The organism is Koromonas soli, from assembly GCF_059726265.1.
Genome location: NZ_AP040872.1, coordinates 1,066,250 through 1,083,786, shown reverse-complemented (window position 1 = coordinate 1,083,786; position 17,537 = coordinate 1,066,250). Strand labels below are relative to the sequence as shown.

Genomic DNA, 17,537 nt, shown 5'->3' with positions numbered 1-17,537 from the left:
TGGACTCCCGCTATTCACGCGGAGGAAGTATGTTCCAGCAGCTTAAATCGCAGGTGAAGCACGTCAGCACAAAACTTCTGGTTCTGTTGCTGGCCTGCCTGGCGTGCGGTTCAGCATTGCTGGGATATTTGAACATCCGGCTGCACAGCCACGATCTGGAAGAGGTCTCGCTGCAGCAGGCGATCGCAGTCAGCGATTTTGTACGGGATAGTACATCGCGGTCGATGATGGCTAACGATCGCCAGAGTCTGAGCGATGCCATGCGGGCCATTGGCGACCATCGCGAGATCGAAGGCATTCGCATCATCAACCGGAACGGGCAGGTTGCGTTTTCGAGCGATCCGCGCGATGCCGGGTTGACTCTTAAGATCAATAGCGCGGAGTGCCTCGCGTGTCACCAGGGCGCGGGCAATCCAATGCTTCGCTCGCGATTCAGAATCTATGAAACGCAGGACAAAGAGGGTAAGCATCGTGTGCTAGGCGTAATCACGCCGATTGTAAACACGCCGGAATGCTCCAATGCGGCTTGCCACGCCCATCCAGAGTCGCAACACATCCTTGGCATTCTCGACACGGGACTCTCGTTAAAGCAGGAAGACGCCAGCCTGGCGCAAAGCACGATGTGGGTCGTAATCGTGCTACTCGCAGGCAGTGCCTTCGTCGCACTGTTGGTGTGGCTGGCAATTCGCGTAGTGCTGCACTCTCCACTGAAGCGGCTGCGTGAAGGGACTGAACACCTGAGACAAGGCGAACTCGGGTATCAGATCAAGGTGGAGTCGGCGGATGAGCTCGGTGCGCTGGCAATCGCCTTCAATACCATGAGCCAACAGTTGCAGGAAGCGCGGCGCGAAATCACAAGCTGGGCACACACGCTGGAACACAGGGTCGAACAGAAAACCGGCGAGCTACAGAGAACGCAGCAACAGATGCTGCAAGTGGAACGCATGATCGCCATCGGCAAGATGTCGGCGGTTGTGGCGCATGAGATCAACAATCCGCTGGCTGGAATTCTTACATACGCCAAGCTGCTGAAGAAGTGGCTCGAGCGAGGTCTGACAAGCGATGGGCAGAAGAAAGAAGCCATCGAATCGCTTGACCTGATTGCCGCTGAGAGCAAACGCTGCGGTGAGTTGTTACAGAATTTACTGTCGTTCTCGCGCACGGCTCCGATGAACCTGAGCCTGTCGGATCTGAACATGGTGATTGCACGCACAGTCCGCTTAGCTGAGCATAAGGCGGAAATGAGCGGGGTGGCGCTGCAGGTCGATTTGGACCGCAAACTGCCACCGCTGCAATGCGATGCCGCACAACTTGAGCAGGTGGCGCTCGCAATGGTGATCAATGCCATCGATGCAATGCCGCACGGAGGCAATTTGTGGATCTCGACGCGCGCATTGCCCGGTGCAGAGTATTTGGAATTACAGGTTAGAGACGACGGCGTGGGTATTCCGCCGGAAATACTGCCGCAGATATTCGACCCCTTCACGACAACGAAAGAAGTGGGAAAGGGCGTTGGACTCGGGTTGGCAGTGTCCAAGGGGATCGTGGAGCGCCATGGAGGACACATCGAGGTCACATCCGAACTAGGCGTGGGAACCACTTTCCGAATCATATTGCCGGTACGCGCGGGCGAGTCAAACCAGGCGCGAGCACTGGCTTCAACGGGCGCGTAAACACGGCGCGCCAGCGCGGGAGCGGGAACGTGAGCGACATCAAGGGCCGTTTGCTGATCGTAGATGACGAGTTAAGCGTTCGGGATTCGCTGTACAAGTGGTTCCGCGAAGAGGGTTACGAAGTGGGAACCGCGGAGAACGCAAGCGAGGCCTTGCTGCGGCTGGCCGAGCATCCGTGGGACATCGCACTACTCGATATCAAGATGCGCGGAACCGATGGCATCGAACTGCAGAAGCGAATCCACGAACTTGATCCGAACCTGATTGTGATCATGATGACCGGGTACGCCTCGGTCGAGACGGCGGTGGCTGCGCTGAAGAATGGCGCATACGACTACGTGACCAAGCCTCTGGACCCGGACGAGATTGCGCACCTGATGCAGAATGCGTTATCGCATCGCAAGGCCCGGGAAGAAAATGTGCGATTGCGCGAGCAGGTGGACCAGGTTGCACGTCCTGACAACATGGTGGGCCAGAGCGCGGCAATGAAGCGCGTGTTCGAGGCCATCGAGACAGTAGGACCGACCGACGCAACGGTGCTGATCACTGGCGAGAGTGGCACGGGCAAAGAACTTGTTGCGAGAGCGATTCATTTTGCCAGCCCGCGGCGCTACCATCCGCTGGTAGCGATTCACTGCGGCGCGTTGACGGAGACACTGCTCGAAAGCGAGTTGTTCGGCCACGAGAAGGGCGCTTTCACCGGGGCGCAATATCGCAAGAAAGGCAAGTTTGAAGTTGCGGAAGGCGGCACGGTTTTCCTCGATGAAATTGGCGACATCAGCCTGCGCACGCAAACGGATTTGCTGCGCGTGCTGCAGGAGCGTGAAATCGTGCGCGTGGGTGGGAATACAGCGCTCAAAGTGGATTTCCGGTGTGTGGCCGCGACGAACAAACCGCTGGAGCAACAGATTGAGGAAGGGCGTTTCCGTCCCGACCTCTACTACAGATTGAATGTGTTCCGCATCGAACTGCCGCCGCTTCGCGAGCGCCGCGATGACATTCCTCTACTGGTGGACCACTTCGTTCGCAAGTTCTCGCGCGACATGAACAAGCGTATTCTCCGGGTGAGTCCGCGGGCGATGGATCTGCTGCAGCAGTACAACTGGCCGGGAAATATTCGCGAACTCGAAAACGCGGTAGAGCGCGCGATGGTGGTTTCGCAGGAGCCGGAATTGCGCGAGCGCGATTTCACAATTCAACCTCATGCCACTACGGCTACGCCGGTGATGGAAGCACGCTCGCTAGAGGATATTGAGAAGACTCACATCCTGCGAGTGCTGGATGAGTGCGGCGGCAACCAGACAAGGGCGGCGGAGATTCTGGACATTGATCGCGTAACGCTACACCATAAGTTAAAGAAGTATGGTTGGAGCAAGCAGGCTCTGACAGCGTCTGAAATTCGATGAGGGTTTTACAGCTAGTTCCCATCGGTGGGCCGCATGAACCGCTGCTGGACTGGTTGCGATCGGAGTTGTCCGAGGCATTCCAGATCCGGTGCGAGATCCTGAGCCCTCCGCTGCGACCGGAATTCGCATTCCACGCCGAACGCGGGCAGTACCACTCCAGCGAATTGCTGGGGAGGATGCAGCAGTATGCGACATGGAAGACATGGCGACTGCTGGGAGTGACTCCGGTGGATCTGTACATTCCTATTCTCACCTTTGTGTTCGGCGAGGCGCAGATGGGAGGTAAGTGTTCGGTTGTGTCGTACGCGCGACTGCGGCAGGAGTTCTATGGCTTGCCGACGGACACGAACCTGCTCGCCCGGCGACTGTTGATCGAGTCCATTCACGAGCTGGGTCACACACTGGAACTGCACCACTGCGACGACTATAGCTGCGTCATGTCGAGCTCGCACGCGGTGGAGTGGATCGACCTGAAGGAACATACCTTCTGTCATGAATGCGCTGCAAAGGCCCGCGCGCTGGCGCAGAAGTAGCTCCCCTTAGTAATTCCGCAATGTCGAGTTTCGGCGAGCGAGGCCGTGGATAGTACAATCGGCCTTTCTGGAACCTTTTTATCTTTCAGCACTGAGGAGCTCGGGACTTGATCGTTGCCGGAGTGATGAGCGGGACCTCCGCCGATGGTGTGGATGTCGCACTGGTGCGGCTCACGGGCCGCGGACTGCACACGAGGTTTGAGCTTATTCAGCACTGCGCGTTTCCCTACCCGACCCATTTGCGCGAAGCGGTGCTCAGGGCGATGAATGCGCAGAATATTTCCGTGAGTGAACTGGCGCGACTGAATTTCAGGCTGGCGGAAATCTATGCAGAGTGCGTGATGCAAACGCAGGAGCAGGCAGGAATAATTTGTGAGCTCGTCGGCTGCCATGGGCAAACGATCTATCACCAGGGTGCGGCGGAAGAGTATCTGGGGCAGAAACTCGCCTGCACATGGCAGATCGGCGACGGATCGGTGCTGGCCACTCGGCTTGGCGTTCCCACTGTGAGCGATTTTCGTCCGGCGGACATGGCGGCAGGTGGAGCAGGCGCGCCGCTGGTTCCTTTTCTCGATATGATCGTGTTCCGGCACGCACGACGCGGGCGCATTGTGCAGAACATTGGCGGGATTGGAAATCTGACAGCAATTCCAGCAGGAGCAAAGGCCGAAGAGATCAGGGCATTCGACACCGGGCCGGGAAACATGGTCATCGATGCACTGTGCGAGAAGTTGTTTGGCGCAGCGTTCGACGACGAAGGCCAGATTGCGTCGAAGGGCAAGGTTCTCGGGGACGTAGTAGAGCAGCTTATGGGAGATCCGTATTTCCACCTCACAGGGCCGCGCACGGCGGGGCGGGAAGAGTTCGGGCGCGAGTACGTCGAACGATTCCTGAAACTGTGTGGAGAAGCTGACAAGCACGACATTGTGGCGACCGCGACGGCGCTGACGTCGAGATCGATTGGGGACGCGGTGAGAGGCTTGTCGCAGAGCTCCAGGTACCACGATTTGTTTGTCTCAGGCGGCGGCACGCGGAACAAGACGCTCATGCGGATGATCGGGAACGAGATGTCCGACTTGGGCGTTCAGGTGCGGGCGACCGACGATGCTGGAATACCTTCGCAGGCCAAGGAGGCCATCGCCTTTGCCTTACTCGCTTATGAGACGTGGCATCGCAGGCCATCGAATGTTCCAGGGGCGACGGGGGCGGCGCGTGCAGTAATTCTGGGCAAGGTGAGCTATGCGTAAGTTCGGGATACCGCTTGCGGCGGTGGCGCTCTGCTTGGGATTGGGAGCATGTTCGGCGCACAAGCCAGATGCAAACACGGCAGTGATGCTGATTGAGAGCACTCCGCTGAACCTTGACCCGAGAATCGGAACCGATGCGCAGTCAGAGCGGATTGGTGAGCTGATCTTCGAGGGACTGGTGCGGCGCGACGAGAACTTCCAATTGCAACCGCGATTGGCCGAGAGCTGGGAAATTCCCGATCCACTTACATATGTGTTCCATCTGCGCAAAGACGTGCGGTTTCACAACGGGCAGCCGCTGACCTCGGCAGATGTGAAATGGACACTGGATTCTTTGCTTAGCGGAAAAGTGCGCTCGGCGAAAACCACGGCGTACCGCTATGTGGACCGCATTGAGGCTCCCGACACGCACACGGTTGTGATCAGGCTCAAGGAACCCTACGCGGCGCTGTTGTGGAATTTGTCCGACGGCGCGATGGGGGTGGTACCGGCCGGTGCGGGCGATGAGTTAGGACGGCATCCGATTGGCACAGGGCCATTTCGATTCGTCTCTGAGGCACCGGACCGGGAAGTTGTAATCGAGCGTAATGAGCAGTACTGGGGCGAGAAGGCAGGACTGGCGCGAGTACGATTCAGCGTAGTGCCGGACGCGACGACGCGAGCGCTGGAGTTGCGCAAAGGTTCGGCCGACGCCGCGATCAATGCCCTGCCCGGAGACACGGTTCCGGTGCTGGCGCGGGATAAACAACTGGTTGTGGATCAAACGCCGGGAACAAATTATCAGTACCTGGCCATGAACCTTCGCGATCCAATTCTGAAAAATGTGCTCGTGCGGCAGGCACTTGCGTATGCAATCAATCGTGAGACGTTAATCCACTATCTTTGGCACGACATGGCACGTCCAGCGAACAGCGTTCTGCCTCCGCAACATTGGGCGTATGACAAGAGCGCCAAAGATTATCCTCACGACGTTGCCAAAGCTCGCCAGTTGCTCGACCAGGCTGGATACCCTGCGAATGCAAGCGGGGTGCGATTCCACTTGGTCATGAAGACCTCAACGGACGAAAGCACGAGATTGCTGAGCGCAGTACTGCAGCAGCAGTTGCGTGAGGTGGGGATTGCGCTCGATATTCGCAGCTATGAGTTTGCTACCTTCTACTCGGATGTAACCAAAGGGGCATTCCAGCTCTACTCCATGCGATGGGTGGGCGGGAACCAGGATCCGGATCTGTTTGAGAGTGTTTTCGATTCTGAAAGTTTCCCTCCAAAGCGGTCCAATCGCGGCTACTACTCGAATCCCGAAGTCGATCGCCTGATAGCCGAGGGGCGGCGCAGCGTAGATGAGAAACAGCGGGCGGCAGTCTATGTGCAGGTGCAAGAAATACTCAATCGCGATCTTCCGTATGTGCACCTCTGGTGGTCCGACAATGTACTGGTGCACACGCGACGGCTGGAAAACGTACAGCTCACGGCAGCCGGAAATTACGACTTCCTGCGGACTGCAAGACTGCACCAATGAGAGTCAGCGTACTCACCTTATTAACCTTAAGATCGTCCCAACAACAAAGCCTTTGCAGTAAAATGATCGCAACACGGAGGATGACTTGCCGAAATTCGAAGAGTGTCTCCAGAGGCTGGAAGCAATCGTCAAGGAAATGGAAAAGGGCGAACTACCGCTGGAGCAGTCATTGAAGCTCTTCGAAGAAGGCGTCGCGCTCTCAGGCGCGTGCCGCAAAGAGCTCGATGAAGCGGAAGGCAAGATCGAGATCCTCATGAGACAGAATGGCAAGTTGAAAGCCGAAGCCTTTGGTGAGTTGGAAACTAAGTGACGCGTTAACGCGCGCTTTCGAGATTAGGACCTAAAGACAAAACTGCACGATGCCTTCCGTCCGTCTTGCAAAAGACGGGCTGTAACCTACGGGAGAAACAATGCCGTCACCTGCAGTCGTAATTGCTCAGAAAGATGCGAATGTAACGATGCAACTGGCAGACGAACTCCATGCGCATTTCTCTTGTGTTGCTGTGGCAACGGATGCACTCGAGTTGCGCAATATGCTGCTGCGCCATCAGGCACAGCTTGCAGTAGTTGATCTGGAATTGGTCAGCATGGACGACATTCGTCAGTTGACACGTGCGTTCTTCAACCTGTCGATTGTGTGTACTCATCGCGCGCCGGACGAGCGTATGTGGACGACCGCGCTGGAAGCAGGAGCCGTTGAGCTCTGCTACCCACAGGATGTTCGCTCGATTCTGCGTGTCTCGCGCACGGTCGTGAAACCTCCACTGACCGTTGCCGCCTGATTACTCCTGAGCCCTGCCGCCCGGCGGGGCTTTTTGCTTCAGGAAACTGCTTCGTGAGAGTTTGGTAGCCCTGCAGCTATGTGGCTGGTACACTTTTACCGTCCATGTTGAAAGAAATTTTGATCCAAGGGCAGAAAACTGCCGATGCGGCGCTGGAACGTTTATTGCCGGCTGCCACGCAATTTCCGAGCTCGATTCACCAGGCCATGCGGCATAGCGTTTTCGCCGGAGGCAAACGGCTGCGTCCCATCCTGTGCATGGAAGCCGCACGTATGGTGGCCGGAACCATGCCGGAGGGCGTGGATGAACTAGGCGCCGCGATCGAGATGATTCACACTTACTCGCTCGTGCACGACGACCTGCCGGCGCTCGACAATGACGACCTGCGCCGCGGGAGGCCGACGTGCCACAAAGCTTTTGGCGAGGCAACAGCGATCCTGGCCGGAGATGCCCTGCAGACCCAGGCTTACGAGGTTATGGCACGCCTGAGGTGTTCCGCAGAGGCGCGGGTGCGCATCATCGAAGAGATGGCCCACGGCACAGGAACAATCGAGGGCATGATCGGCGGCCAGGTAGTGGACCTTGAGTCGGAACATGTGCGCCCAGACCTGCCCACGCTGGAGTACATTCATCGGGCGAAGACCGGCGCCCTGATCGTCTCTTCGCTGCTGACGGGCTGCTACTATGCAGGCGCAAAGAACGTAGAGGTGCAGCGGGTGCGCGAGTTTGGACGCTCGGCAGGATTGGCGTTCCAGATTGCCGATGACATTCTGGACGTGACGCAGACCAGCGAACAGCTCGGTAAGACCGCAGGTAAGGATCTTGCAGCGGAGAAAGTTACATACCCTGCACTGTTTGGACTGGATAAGGCCGAAGAGATGGCGATGCAGTTGATTCGGACCGCATGCTCGACGCTGGATAGTTTTGGCGAACGCGCGAATACGTTAAAGGAAATTGCGACATATCTTGTAGAGCGCAAGAAGTAGGCAACGCTGTTCAGATATTGCTTGCGAATGGTGAGGTGCTTCCGAAATGAGCGTGATTGACGAGGTTCTTGCCGCAAATGCGTTGTACAAGGAAACGCACGATGCTTCGCAGTATTCTCCCGAGCCACGGCGCAAGCTCGCCGTGCTCATGTGCATGGATACGCGACTCGATCGACATGCGCTCGGGATCGACTTCGGCGACGCACACTTCATCCGCAACGCGGGAGGCATCGCGACAGAGGACGCAATCCGCTCCCTGCTGATTTCTCACTACATGCTGGGAACGCAAGAGGTCATGGTGATCAACCACACCGATTGCGGATTGCAAAAGGCTTCCGAAGAGGAAATGCGCGACCTGATCGAGTGCAAGGCCGGTAAGCCAGCCAACTTCCCCATCCGCTTCTATGCGTTCAAGGACGTGGCCAGGAATGTGCGAGAGCAACTGGAGCGGCTGGCATCGAATTCGTGGGTGAGGAAGGAACTCACTATTCGGGGATTTGTGTACGACGTAAAGACAGGACGCTTGACCGAGGTTCCGTGGAAGTAATCCGGCGAAACAGTTGCCGCTCCCTGCTTCGCCGAACCGCACAGTCGCACCTGGAGGATGACTTCTATTGCGTCCTCTTCGGCTCCAATACAATCTCGCGAGCGACACGCCGGCCAACAATTTCACGCCATTCCAGGCGTTCCTTGTAGCCCTCTATCATCTTCTTATCGTCCGCAGCCAGTGTCTGCATTGAGATCGCTTCCGCCTTATCCGCGTTCGCTTCCATCGTCGCGAGGTCCTTGTACTGCGACATAAGCATCAGGTTCCAGTCGTCTCCGGCATGGGATTCGCTCTCGATTACGCGGTAATCGAGTATGAGGTTTGCTTTTTTGAGCGCCTCCTGTTGCTTCTTCCAGTCTGACGCGACGTAATTCATGTAATTAAGTCCGACGCCAGGTTTCACCTTCACAAAGACAATCGTCCAGACAGGACCGTCATGAAAGGGGCGAACGGGAGGCATTTGCGCCGTGGCATGCGGCAGAATCAGCAACGTGGCAAACAGAAACAGGCAAAGAACGCGGTTCATAGATTTCACAAAGATTCTCCTTAGTCCAAAGTCCAAATCTCAGGCAAAAGCGCCTGACGCGAACAAGGCCCATGTTGCTTGGCTTAGGATGCCGAATGTTCGGAGGGGATTTCCGGAGAGAAATGTTTCGGTTGCAGTAAACGAATTCTGCAGGCAATTCAAGGTGGGGCTGGACCGCCAAGAGGCGATCCAGCGGTGCTGCGCTACTTGAGGCTAAGCTCGCGTCGCTGGCCAGGCTCCATCTCCCAGAGCTGGAAGTGTTGCTGCTGGGCCGTCGGTTCGAGCTTGCGGGGGTCGCCCGAAAGCAGAGGGAAGGTTCCGAAGTGCATGGGCACGACCACCTTGGGCTTGAGCAACTTGCAGGCGTACTCGGCTTCGCGCGGGCCCATGGTGAAGTGGTCTCCCATGGGCAACAGGGCGAAATCGGGCGCATATAGGTCGTGGATGATCTGCATGTCGCTAAATACTGCAGTGTCGCCAGCGTGGTAGAGCTTGAGCCCATTGCTGAACTCAAGGACGTAACCGCACGCCTCGCCGCCATAGATGAACGAGCCGTCGTCGTTCTCAATGCCGCAGGAGTGTACCGCGTGGACCATCGTGACCTTTACGCCTTCGACTTCCTGCGTGCCTCCCTTGTTCATCGGGGAGATGTTTTTCGCGCCCTTCTTGCCGAGCCACGAAGCCAGTTCATAGATGCCGATGACCTTGGGCTGGTGTTCAAGGCAGACGTCGACGGCGTCTCCAATGTGGTCGCCGTGCCCGTGGGTGCAAAGAAGCACATCGACCTTCTTCTGATGCTTTTCGGACTCAGGACACTTCGGGTTTCCTTTGATCCAGGGATCAATGAGAATGGTCTTGCCTTCGGCGGTTTCGATTCTGAATGTGGAGTGTCCCAGCCAGGTAAGGTAAATCGGCATCTTTCGCTTTCCTCTTACGTTGTTGGTTGCTTCGGGCACCTCGCCCGTTGCTAGCTGTGCTTGTTAGCGCTTCTCGGAGTCCTGCCATCCGCGGTAGCCACCGGCGAGCGACAGCACGTTGCGGAATCCCATGCGCTGCAGCATGTAGGCTGCGAGTGCGGAACGGCTGCCTCCACCGCAGTAGAGCACGATCTTGCGGTCTTTGTCGGTCGTGACCTGATCGATGTTCATTTCGAGCACGCCACGGGCAATGGTGGCAGCGCCCGGAATCGTACCCTGCCGCCAGTCTTCAGGCTCACGCACATCGACCAGCGAAAAATCCTCTCCCTTGGATTGCATTTCGCGCAATTCGGAAACTGGGATCTCACGAACCTCACGTTTCACATCACTTACCAACTGCTGAAATTCAGGCATTGACATGGCATCGGCCTCCAAGCGGATCATTCTATGCCATCGCCGCGACACAGTTCCATTCGAGAAGGGAGGGCGATGATAGAATCCTCGATGCAGCTGGAGCGGCGAGGCGAAGGATTTTGCTGGTGATACCAGCCTTGGCCCGACGGGCGTTTCGGACTGATTCTGAATGTCGAACGTAACTCAAACTCAGGACGAGCGCGAAGACGCTTCACGGCGCATGGAAAGCTACCTTCTCGAGGTAGCTGATGCCGTCAACACAACGCTTGATTTAGAAACGTTGATGCATCGCGTGGCTGAACTGGTACGGCGCATCATCAACTACGACGTGTTCGCCATCCTGCTGCTCAACGAGCGCCGCCAGGAACTGCGCATTCGCTTCCAGGTGGGCCACGCGCCCGAAGTCGCCGAACGCATTCGCGTAAAAGTCGGGTCGGGCATTACGGGGATGGCCGCGCAACGCGGCGAGCCTGTGCTGGTCAACGATGTTTTAAAGACTCCTGAATACATCGCCAGTGGAGCGAAGGTCCTCTCCGAGCTGGCTGTGCCGCTGATCGTGAAAGGGCGCACAATCGGCGTGATCGACGTGGAGGCCTCGGAAAGCAACTTTTTCACCGAGGAGCATCGCAGCCTTCTGATGCTGATTGCTTCACGTGTCGCGATCGGTGTGGAAAATGCGCGGCTGTACACGCGCGTGGCACGCCAGGCGAAACAGCTCGTACTGCTCAATGAGATCAGCCGCGAACTCACGTCCATCCTCAACCTCGATCAGCTCTTCAAACGCATAGGCGATCTGCTGTTGAGGCTCATCGATTACCAGATGTTCTCGATTCTGCTGCTCAACTCGAAGCGCACCAAACTACAGCACCGTTTTTCTCTGCGCTTCAAGGAAAGCGTGCAACTGAAGCACGAGATTCCGCTCGGACGCGGGCTGGTGGGATATGCAGCAGAACAGAATCGCGCAATCGTCGCACCAGATGTGACGCGCGACGACCGCTACATTCCGCTCAATCCCGAGACGATGAGCGAACTCTGCGTACCGCTGGTGTACAAGGGCGAAGTCATCGGCGTGCTCGACCTGGAGCACACACGCCGCAACTATTTCACCGAAGAGCATGCGCGAGTCATCAAGACTCTGGCGGCACAGATCGCGATCTCCATTGAGAATGCGCGCCTCTACGAAAAGATCGAACGACAGGAAATGCGGTTGGAGAAAGATCTGCTGCTGGCTCGCGAGTTACAGTATCGCTTGCTGCCGCAGAAGGTACCCGTGCTTGATAAGGCGGAGTTCGCTGCGCGCTCGGTACCGGCACGCACGATTGGCGGCGATCTTTACGACTACGTTTCTTATGCGGGAACCGCGCTAACGGCCCTGGCGATTGGCGACGTGAGCGGCAAAGGTGCTCCCGCAGCAATTTACGAAGCACTAGTCAGCGGCATTCTGCGTTCGCATGCAACCGAGGAGCCCGGAGCCGCGGAAATGCTGACTGGGATCAACCAGTCGCTGGCAGAGCGTCCCATAGCTGCGCAGTTTGTCTCCATCATTTACGCGCTGTGGAATGACGAGGACAGGACGCTGCGCATTGCGAACTCAGGCTTGCCCCATCCTTACCGATGCAAGGGCGGCAAGGCAGAACGCGTAGAAATCAGTGGAATACCTCTTGGCCTGTTCAGCACGGCAGAGTACGATGAAATTACGTTTCGTACGCGCCCCGGTGAGGTGTATGTGTTCTTCAGCGACGGTATTCCGGACGCGCAGAACGAGGCGGGCGTAGCGTACGGCATGAAGCGGCTGGCACGCATCCTGGAAACCCATTGCAAAGAATCGGCAGACGACATAGTAGAGGCCGTGTTTGCGGACGTGAATCGATTCGTGGGCAACGTGGAAGCGTTCGACGACCAGACCGTCGCGGTGCTGAAAATCAAGGAAACGAATAAAAAGAAGTGACGATTCGCAAAAGCTCCCTCGAGGAGCGTCCCCCGGCTTTTACCTTTGGCAGCGGCAAGCAAGGCCGTACCCTTTTGTGCGATGAAATCGAGATGGAGCGCCTGGCACGGCGCTTCGGCACACCGCTCTATGTTTATTCCGCAACAGCGATTCGCGCGCGGGTAGAGACGTTTAAGCGCGCCTTCGAAAAACAGTCGCATACGATCTGCTATTCCGTTAAGGCAAATTCGAATCTCTCCATCCTGCGGCTGCTGGCCTCCATGGGCTGTGGCTTCGACGTGGTGAGCGGAGGCGAGTTGCAGCGCGTCGCCATGGCAGGAAAGCACGCGGTCGAAAGCGTAGTGTTTTCCGGCGTGGGGAAAACGATCGAAGAGATGGACCTGGCGCTCGAATCGCAGATCCTGCTCTTCAACATCGAAAGCGAAGCTGAGTTGGAATTGCTGGGCGCGCGTGCCGAGAAATTGAAGAAGACCGCGCGCGTCTCGTTCCGCGTAAATCCTGATGTTAAGGCGGAAACGCATCCGTACATAAGCACGGGGCTGCGTCAGCACAAATTCGGCGTGCCCATCGCGGAGGCGCGTGAACTTTACCGCAGAGCGGCTAAATTCACATATCTCGATCCAGTGGGTGTGAGCGTGCATATCGGCTCGCAGATCACCGACGTGCAGCCTTTTGCCGATACGATGGAGCGCGTACTGGCGCTTGTGAACGCCCTCACTGAGGACGGGCTGAACATCAACTTCGTCGATGCTGGCGGCGGACTCGGCGTGCGTTATCACAAGTCAAAGAAACCGATGAGCTTCGCGGAGTTTGAGCGCAGCGTGAAGGCATACGCTGCAGCACTGACAAAACCTCTACGCCGTACTGGCTTGCATCTGCTGCTGGAGCCTGGGCGCTCGATCATCGCTCCGGCCGGAGCGCTTATGACCCGCACACTCTACGCCAAGGAAAATAGCGGGAAGCAGTTCGTTGTGGTGGATGCGGCGATGAACGACCTGATCCGGCCGTCGCTGTACGGTGCGCATCACGAGATTGTGCCCGTAACCCCTCGCGAGACAAAGAAGAACGAAGTAGTGGACGTGGTGGGGCCGATCTGCGAGACGGGAGACTTCTTCGGACGCGACCGCGATCTGCCGCCTGTGGAATCCGGCGACCTGCTCGCGATACTCGATGCTGGCGCTTACGGCATGAGCTTGTCTTCGAACTACAACACGCGTGCTCGGGCCGCTGAAGTTCTAGTAGATGGCACGAAGGTGAAACTGGTACGCAGACGCGAAACCATCGAAGACATGGTCCGCTACGAAATCTGAGTCTGACCTAAGAGGATTGCTGGATTGTCAGGGTAACATCGCCTGCCTACTCTGGCTGCACGATGTTACCCGATCCATACTTACCCGAAGAAGACGCGAAGGCCACGGCCTGCACGTGGTGTGGCGACCCACTGGGGAAGAACGTCATGCCCCAGCACAGCGCAGAGGTGTTCTGCTCGCGCCGCTGCGAGACTGAAGCCATCTTCTGGCTCTACCAGGAAATGTGCGCGATTGAGATTACGTACCCTAATCAGCCTCGCGATAAGGGGCACTGCGACAGTCCTTAGCTGATCGCGCCTGACTCGAACACAACGCGCCCACCCGCGATGGTGAGGTCTACAGCCACGTCCTGAAGGCGCGCAGGCTCGATGCGAAAGATATCTTCGCTAAGCAGGACGAGATCGGCCAATTTTCCCGCGGTGATACTTCCCTTCTCTTTCTCCTGAAACTCAGCAAATGCCGAGCCCATCGTGTATGCCTCGACGGCTTCCGCTACCGTTAGCTTTTGCTCGGGATGCCAGCCTGGGGAATGCTTTTCATCCGGCGTGGCGCGTGTAACAGCTGCGTGAATGCTGCGCAGCGGCTCCAAAGGAACAATGGGCCAGTCGGTGCCAAATGCCAGCCGCACACCGTGGGCAAGCATCGTGCGCCATGCGTAGGAGTTGGCGAGAACCTTCGAGCTGAGCCGTGACGCCACCCAGCGCCCATCATCCACACAGTGATACGGTTGCATGGAGGCGATGACGCCGAGATCGTGGAAGCGCGCGAAATCCTTCGGAGAGACGTGCTGCGCATGCTCGATGCGGAAGCGGCGGTCGTACGCGCCATCGAGTTCTGAGACGAGATCGAGCACGGTGGATACAGCTCGGTCCCCGATCGCATGAACGCAGGCCTGCATCCTGGCCGCATCAACGCCGCGCAACTGGGTACGGATCTTCTCCAACGGAATCATGCCTTCGCCGAGCAGACCGCACGAGTCCGGCGCATCCAGATATGGCTCGAACATATATGCGGTTGTGGATCCAATTGAGCCGTCGGCAAACGCCTTCACCGCTCCAAGACGAAGCCACGATGAACCAAATGCACGACGCAATCCGAGCTTGGCTTGATCTTCCCACGTTGCAATGGGAGGCGCTGCATAGATTCGGGTCGTCAATTCTCCGTGCTCGGCCAGTTCGGCGAATGCGGCAATGTCTTCGTAGCAGGTCTTCATGTCGTGCACGCTGGTGACGCCGACACTTGCGGCATGGTGCATCGCACGGCGAAGGGCGCTCAAGCGCCGCTCGTGCGAGATGGGCGGAACCCGCGCAAAGGCCGGCACCATGGCAGCGTCTTTCAGGATTCCGGTCGGCTCGCCATTGCGGTCGCGAACAATTTCTCCGCCGGGCGGATCAGGTGTGTTGCGATCGATCCCAATGATTTTCAGCGCGGCGGTGTTCGCCAGCGCCATGTGGACATCCATGCGCATCAAGAGCACGGGCACATTGCGGGTGGCATCATCGATGAGATGGCGAGTGGGCAGTTCAACTCGGCTCCAGCGCTGCTCATCCCATGAGCCTCCGGTGATCCACTCCCCCGCGGATGTCGTGGCAGCTCGTTCGGCAATGCGAGCGGCAAACTCGGCCGCACTCGATGAACTGCGCAAATCAATGGAGTCGAGCGAGAGGCCGCCAGTACTGAAATGCACATGAGCATCGTTGAATCCGGGCAGGAGAAGTCGGCCCTGCGCGTCAATGACACGGGTACGAGGCCCGCGCCAGAGCTCAACCTCCGCCGAGGAACCGACCCCCACAATGCGCTCACCGAGGATCGCAACGGCCTCAGCTTCAGGCTTCGCTGGATCGACGGTCCTGACTCGGGCATTCGTGATGATGAAGTCGGCTGTCACAGCATTCGATACAAATCAGGTTGGATGCTCGCTAGCGCTGTCCCCATTGCAGCTTGTTGCGGAGCACATCGAAAAACGGACGTCGTATGCGCAGCAGTTTCACACAGTAGTTGGCTTTGCGGCACTCGATGAGGTCGCCCTGAAACACAGGAGTTCCGACCTGTCCGTCGATGCTGAGCACCCCGTCTGCACCACTGTCGAGACGCGCGGTGATGAACGACTCGTCGCTCACCACTAACGGCCGATGGGTAAGCGAATGCGGGCAGATGGGAGTAAGCACGAAGGCCTCGACCGTCGGAAACAGCACAGGACCTCCTGCAGCCAGCGAGTAAGCGGTGGAACCGGTGGGCGTTGAGATGATGACACCATCGGCCTGGTATTCGACGACACGCTCGCCATTGAGGCAAAGCTGGAAGCCGATGAGGCGCGCCACCGTGCTTTTGATGACCACGTCGTTGAGGGCGCGATAGCGTGCCATCTCTTCACCGTTGCGCACGAGACGGCAATCGAGAAGAGAGCGAGCCTCGATAGGACAATCGCCTTCGACAACCGCCTTCAGTGTCGCGTACAGTTCATCGAGACGAACCTCGGTGAGGAATCCCAGCGACCCAAGGTTCACGGCAAGCAGCGGAATCTCCGCCGGACCTACTGCGCGCGCTGCCGAGAGCAGCGTGCCATCGCCGCCAAGCACCAGGATGAACTCCGGCGAGTAATGCGCGAGTTCCGACCTGGGCACAACAAATTCGTTGGTTTTGTATGCGGCTGTCTGCTGATCGATGTAAACGCGGTATCCGTGTGAGCCTAGCCAGCGCAGAACTTCCGGGACGATGTCGGCCAGCTCCGGCTTGGCGGGTTTGGAGACGATGGCAGCAATCTTCACAATGTTATTTGTACTCCACTTGGGAGCCACGCAGCTAGAAAGATGCGTGCAACAGGAATTCGCGGTTTCCTTCGGTGCCAAGAATGGGCGAATCGATAACGTCGATATCGTGCCCGCCGAGCGCTGTTACCGAGGCCCGAACCTTCTCCACCGCGCCCATCTGCGCGGCTTCGCTGCGCACGATGCCCCCCTTGCCCACTGCTTCGCGTCCAACCTCGAACTGCGGCTTCACCAGTAGAACGAGTTCCCGGCGAGTTTGCCCTTTATCGGTAAACGCGGCGGCGATTACGGCGGGAAGCACCTGGGTGGCAGAGATGAACGACACATCCATCGAGATGAATTCGATTGGCTCAGGAACCTGCTGCGGTTCGAGATAGCGAGCGTTGGTCTTCTCCAGCAGACGCACGCGCGGATCAGCGCGCAGCCGCGCATCGATCTGTCCGTATCCGGTATCAACGGCTAGCACGCTGGCAGCACCGTTCTGCAACATGCAATCGGTGAATCCGCCTGTGGATGCTCCGACGTCCATGCAGACTGCGCCGGTGATCTGAATGTTCCAGTGAGCGAGCGCGGCTTCGAGTTTGAGTCCGCCACGGCTGACGTAGCGCAGATCGTTGCCAAGCAGGCGCACGGCACAATCGTCTGCAACGGACTGACCAGACTTCGTGACCTTCTGCTCATCCACCAGGACGCGGCCAGCAAGAATCATGGCCTGCGCACGTTCACGCGAGGGCACCATGCCTCGCTCAACCAGAAGAATGTCAATTCGCTTCTTCACAATTTCCCTAGTGTCTCACGAGAGTTTCCAGTGCGAGCTACGCAACGAAACCACGCGAAACTGCACCGCACCGCTAGTAGTGCAAAGTGGACCAGAGCCAATTATTACAAGCCCGTAGCGAACTGCCGCTCAGTTTTTCCTTCGTGATTTCCACAAATGTGTTGAAAGCTCTGCGCAAACTCA

General features: G+C 57.6%; 18 protein-coding genes. 11 read left to right on the top strand and 7 right to left on the bottom strand.

The annotated features are described in order from the left end of the window. Positions 1-29 precede the first annotated feature (29 nt). The 9 genes from AC6IY8_RS04720 (at position 30) to AC6IY8_RS04680 (ending at position 8,693) form a co-directional block, all read left to right on the top strand. Complete coding sequence (locus AC6IY8_RS04720) at positions 30-1,673, top strand: sensor histidine kinase (RefSeq protein ID WP_497777552.1); 1,644 nt, start codon at positions 30-32, stop codon at positions 1,671-1,673. Positions 1,674-1,702: 29 nt separating this feature from the next. Continuing rightward, the gene (locus AC6IY8_RS04715) at positions 1,703-3,079 is read left to right on the top strand and encodes a sigma-54-dependent transcriptional regulator (RefSeq protein WP_497777551.1); all 1,377 of its coding nucleotides are present in this window, start codon (positions 1,703-1,705) and stop codon (positions 3,077-3,079) included. Then, positions 3,076-3,612, top strand: a complete 537-nt coding sequence (locus AC6IY8_RS04710; protein WP_497777550.1) for an archaemetzincin family Zn-dependent metalloprotease — start codon at positions 3,076-3,078, stop codon at positions 3,610-3,612. Before AC6IY8_RS04715 ends, AC6IY8_RS04710 begins: the two co-directional genes overlap by 4 nt. Before the next feature lie 107 nt (positions 3,613-3,719). Then, positions 3,720-4,859 carry an anhydro-N-acetylmuramic acid kinase gene (locus AC6IY8_RS04705; RefSeq protein ID WP_497777549.1) on the top strand — a complete coding sequence of 380 codons (1,140 nt, stop codon included), beginning with the start codon at positions 3,720-3,722 and terminating at the stop codon, positions 4,857-4,859. Further along, positions 4,852-6,378 carry an ABC transporter substrate-binding protein gene (locus tag AC6IY8_RS04700; RefSeq protein ID WP_497777548.1) on the top strand — a complete coding sequence of 509 codons (1,527 nt, stop codon included), beginning with the start codon at positions 4,852-4,854 and terminating at the stop codon, positions 6,376-6,378. The genes AC6IY8_RS04705 and AC6IY8_RS04700 overlap by 8 nt, the downstream gene beginning before the upstream one ends. 85 nt (positions 6,379-6,463) lie before the next feature. After that, the gene (locus tag AC6IY8_RS04695; protein WP_497777547.1) at positions 6,464-6,688 is read left to right on the top strand and encodes an exodeoxyribonuclease VII small subunit; all 225 of its coding nucleotides are present in this window, start codon (positions 6,464-6,466) and stop codon (positions 6,686-6,688) included. Between the two features lie 100 nt (positions 6,689-6,788). After that, positions 6,789-7,160, top strand: coding sequence for a hypothetical protein (locus tag AC6IY8_RS04690; protein ID WP_497777546.1), 372 nt, complete (start codon positions 6,789-6,791; stop codon positions 7,158-7,160). A gap of 104 nt (positions 7,161-7,264) precedes the next feature. After that, positions 7,265-8,146 carry a polyprenyl synthetase family protein gene (locus AC6IY8_RS04685; protein ID WP_497777544.1) on the top strand — a complete coding sequence of 294 codons (882 nt, stop codon included), beginning with the start codon at positions 7,265-7,267 and terminating at the stop codon, positions 8,144-8,146. A 46-nt stretch (positions 8,147-8,192) separates the two neighbouring features. Beyond that, on the top strand, positions 8,193-8,693 hold the full coding sequence (locus tag AC6IY8_RS04680) for a beta-class carbonic anhydrase (protein ID WP_497777543.1): 501 nt from the start codon (positions 8,193-8,195) through the stop codon (positions 8,691-8,693). Positions 8,694-8,757: 64 nt separating this feature from the next. Here the strand turns inward: AC6IY8_RS04680 and AC6IY8_RS04675 are convergent, their stop codons facing one another. The 3 genes from AC6IY8_RS04675 to AC6IY8_RS04665 form a co-directional block, all read right to left on the bottom strand. Further along, a complete protein-coding gene (locus tag AC6IY8_RS04675) occupies positions 8,758-9,228 on the bottom strand; it encodes a PDDEXK family nuclease (RefSeq protein ID WP_497777542.1) in 471 nt (156 codons plus the stop codon). 194 nt (positions 9,229-9,422) lie between these two features. Beyond that, positions 9,423-10,136 carry a metal-dependent hydrolase gene (locus AC6IY8_RS04670; RefSeq protein ID WP_497777541.1) on the bottom strand — a complete coding sequence of 238 codons (714 nt, stop codon included), beginning with the start codon at positions 10,134-10,136 and terminating at the stop codon, positions 9,423-9,425. Between the two features lie 63 nt (positions 10,137-10,199). Next, on the bottom strand, positions 10,200-10,580 hold the full coding sequence (locus AC6IY8_RS04665; RefSeq protein WP_497777540.1) for a rhodanese-like domain-containing protein: 381 nt from the start codon (positions 10,578-10,580) through the stop codon (positions 10,200-10,202). Between the two features lie 139 nt (positions 10,581-10,719). Between AC6IY8_RS04665 and AC6IY8_RS04660 the strand changes: the two genes are divergently transcribed. Next, on the top strand, positions 10,720-12,498 hold the full coding sequence (locus AC6IY8_RS04660) for a GAF domain-containing protein (RefSeq protein ID WP_497777539.1): 1,779 nt from the start codon (positions 10,720-10,722) through the stop codon (positions 12,496-12,498). Next, a complete protein-coding gene (gene lysA, locus AC6IY8_RS04655) occupies positions 12,495-13,808 on the top strand; it encodes a diaminopimelate decarboxylase (RefSeq protein ID WP_497777538.1) in 1,314 nt (437 codons plus the stop codon). Before AC6IY8_RS04660 ends, lysA begins: the two co-directional genes overlap by 4 nt. A 46-nt stretch (positions 13,809-13,854) precedes the next feature. Here the strand turns inward: lysA and AC6IY8_RS04650 are convergent, their stop codons facing one another. The 4 genes from AC6IY8_RS04650 to AC6IY8_RS04635 all read right to left on the bottom strand — a co-directional run bounded on the left by AC6IY8_RS04650 (position 13,855) and on the right by AC6IY8_RS04635 (position 17,354). Then, positions 13,855-14,010, bottom strand: coding sequence for a hypothetical protein (locus AC6IY8_RS04650; protein WP_497777537.1), 156 nt, complete (start codon positions 14,008-14,010; stop codon positions 13,855-13,857). Positions 14,011-14,091: 81 nt separating this feature from the next. Beyond that, the gene (locus tag AC6IY8_RS04645; RefSeq protein WP_497777536.1) at positions 14,092-15,696 is read right to left on the bottom strand and encodes an amidohydrolase; all 1,605 of its coding nucleotides are present in this window, start codon (positions 15,694-15,696) and stop codon (positions 14,092-14,094) included. A 31-nt stretch (positions 15,697-15,727) separates the two neighbouring features. Next, positions 15,728-16,576 carry an NAD(+)/NADH kinase gene (locus AC6IY8_RS04640; RefSeq protein ID WP_497777535.1) on the bottom strand — a complete coding sequence of 283 codons (849 nt, stop codon included), beginning with the start codon at positions 16,574-16,576 and terminating at the stop codon, positions 15,728-15,730. A 34-nt stretch (positions 16,577-16,610) separates the two neighbouring features. Beyond that, the gene (locus tag AC6IY8_RS04635; protein WP_497777534.1) at positions 16,611-17,354 is read right to left on the bottom strand and encodes a TlyA family RNA methyltransferase; all 744 of its coding nucleotides are present in this window, start codon (positions 17,352-17,354) and stop codon (positions 16,611-16,613) included. Between the last annotated feature and the right edge of the window lie 183 nt (positions 17,355-17,537).

Bases quoted from the DNA above. Each gene is read 5' to 3' on its own strand.
- AC6IY8_RS04720 (WP_497777552.1), top strand. From the start codon at position 30: ATGTTCCAGCAGCTTAAATCGCAGGTGAAGCACGTCAGCACAAAACTT.
- AC6IY8_RS04710 (WP_497777550.1), top strand. From the start codon at position 3,076: ATGAGGGTTTTACAGCTAGTTCCCATCGGTGGGCCGCATGAACCGCTG.
- AC6IY8_RS04700 (WP_497777548.1), top strand. From the start codon at position 4,852: ATGCGTAAGTTCGGGATACCGCTTGCGGCGGTGGCGCTCTGCTTGGGA.
- AC6IY8_RS04690 (WP_497777546.1), top strand. From the start codon at position 6,789: ATGCCGTCACCTGCAGTCGTAATTGCTCAGAAAGATGCGAATGTAACG.
- AC6IY8_RS04685 (WP_497777544.1), top strand. From the start codon at position 7,265: ATGTTGAAAGAAATTTTGATCCAAGGGCAGAAAACTGCCGATGCGGCG.
- AC6IY8_RS04680 (WP_497777543.1), top strand. From the start codon at position 8,193: ATGAGCGTGATTGACGAGGTTCTTGCCGCAAATGCGTTGTACAAGGAA.
- AC6IY8_RS04670 (WP_497777541.1), bottom strand. From the start codon at position 10,136: ATGCCGATTTACCTTACCTGGCTGGGACACTCCACATTCAGAATCGAA.
- AC6IY8_RS04665 (WP_497777540.1), bottom strand. From the start codon at position 10,580: ATGATCCGCTTGGAGGCCGATGCCATGTCAATGCCTGAATTTCAGCAG.
- AC6IY8_RS04660 (WP_497777539.1), top strand. From the start codon at position 10,720: ATGTCGAACGTAACTCAAACTCAGGACGAGCGCGAAGACGCTTCACGG.
- AC6IY8_RS04650 (WP_497777537.1), bottom strand. From the start codon at position 14,010: ATGGCTTCAGTCTCGCAGCGGCGCGAGCAGAACACCTCTGCGCTGTGC.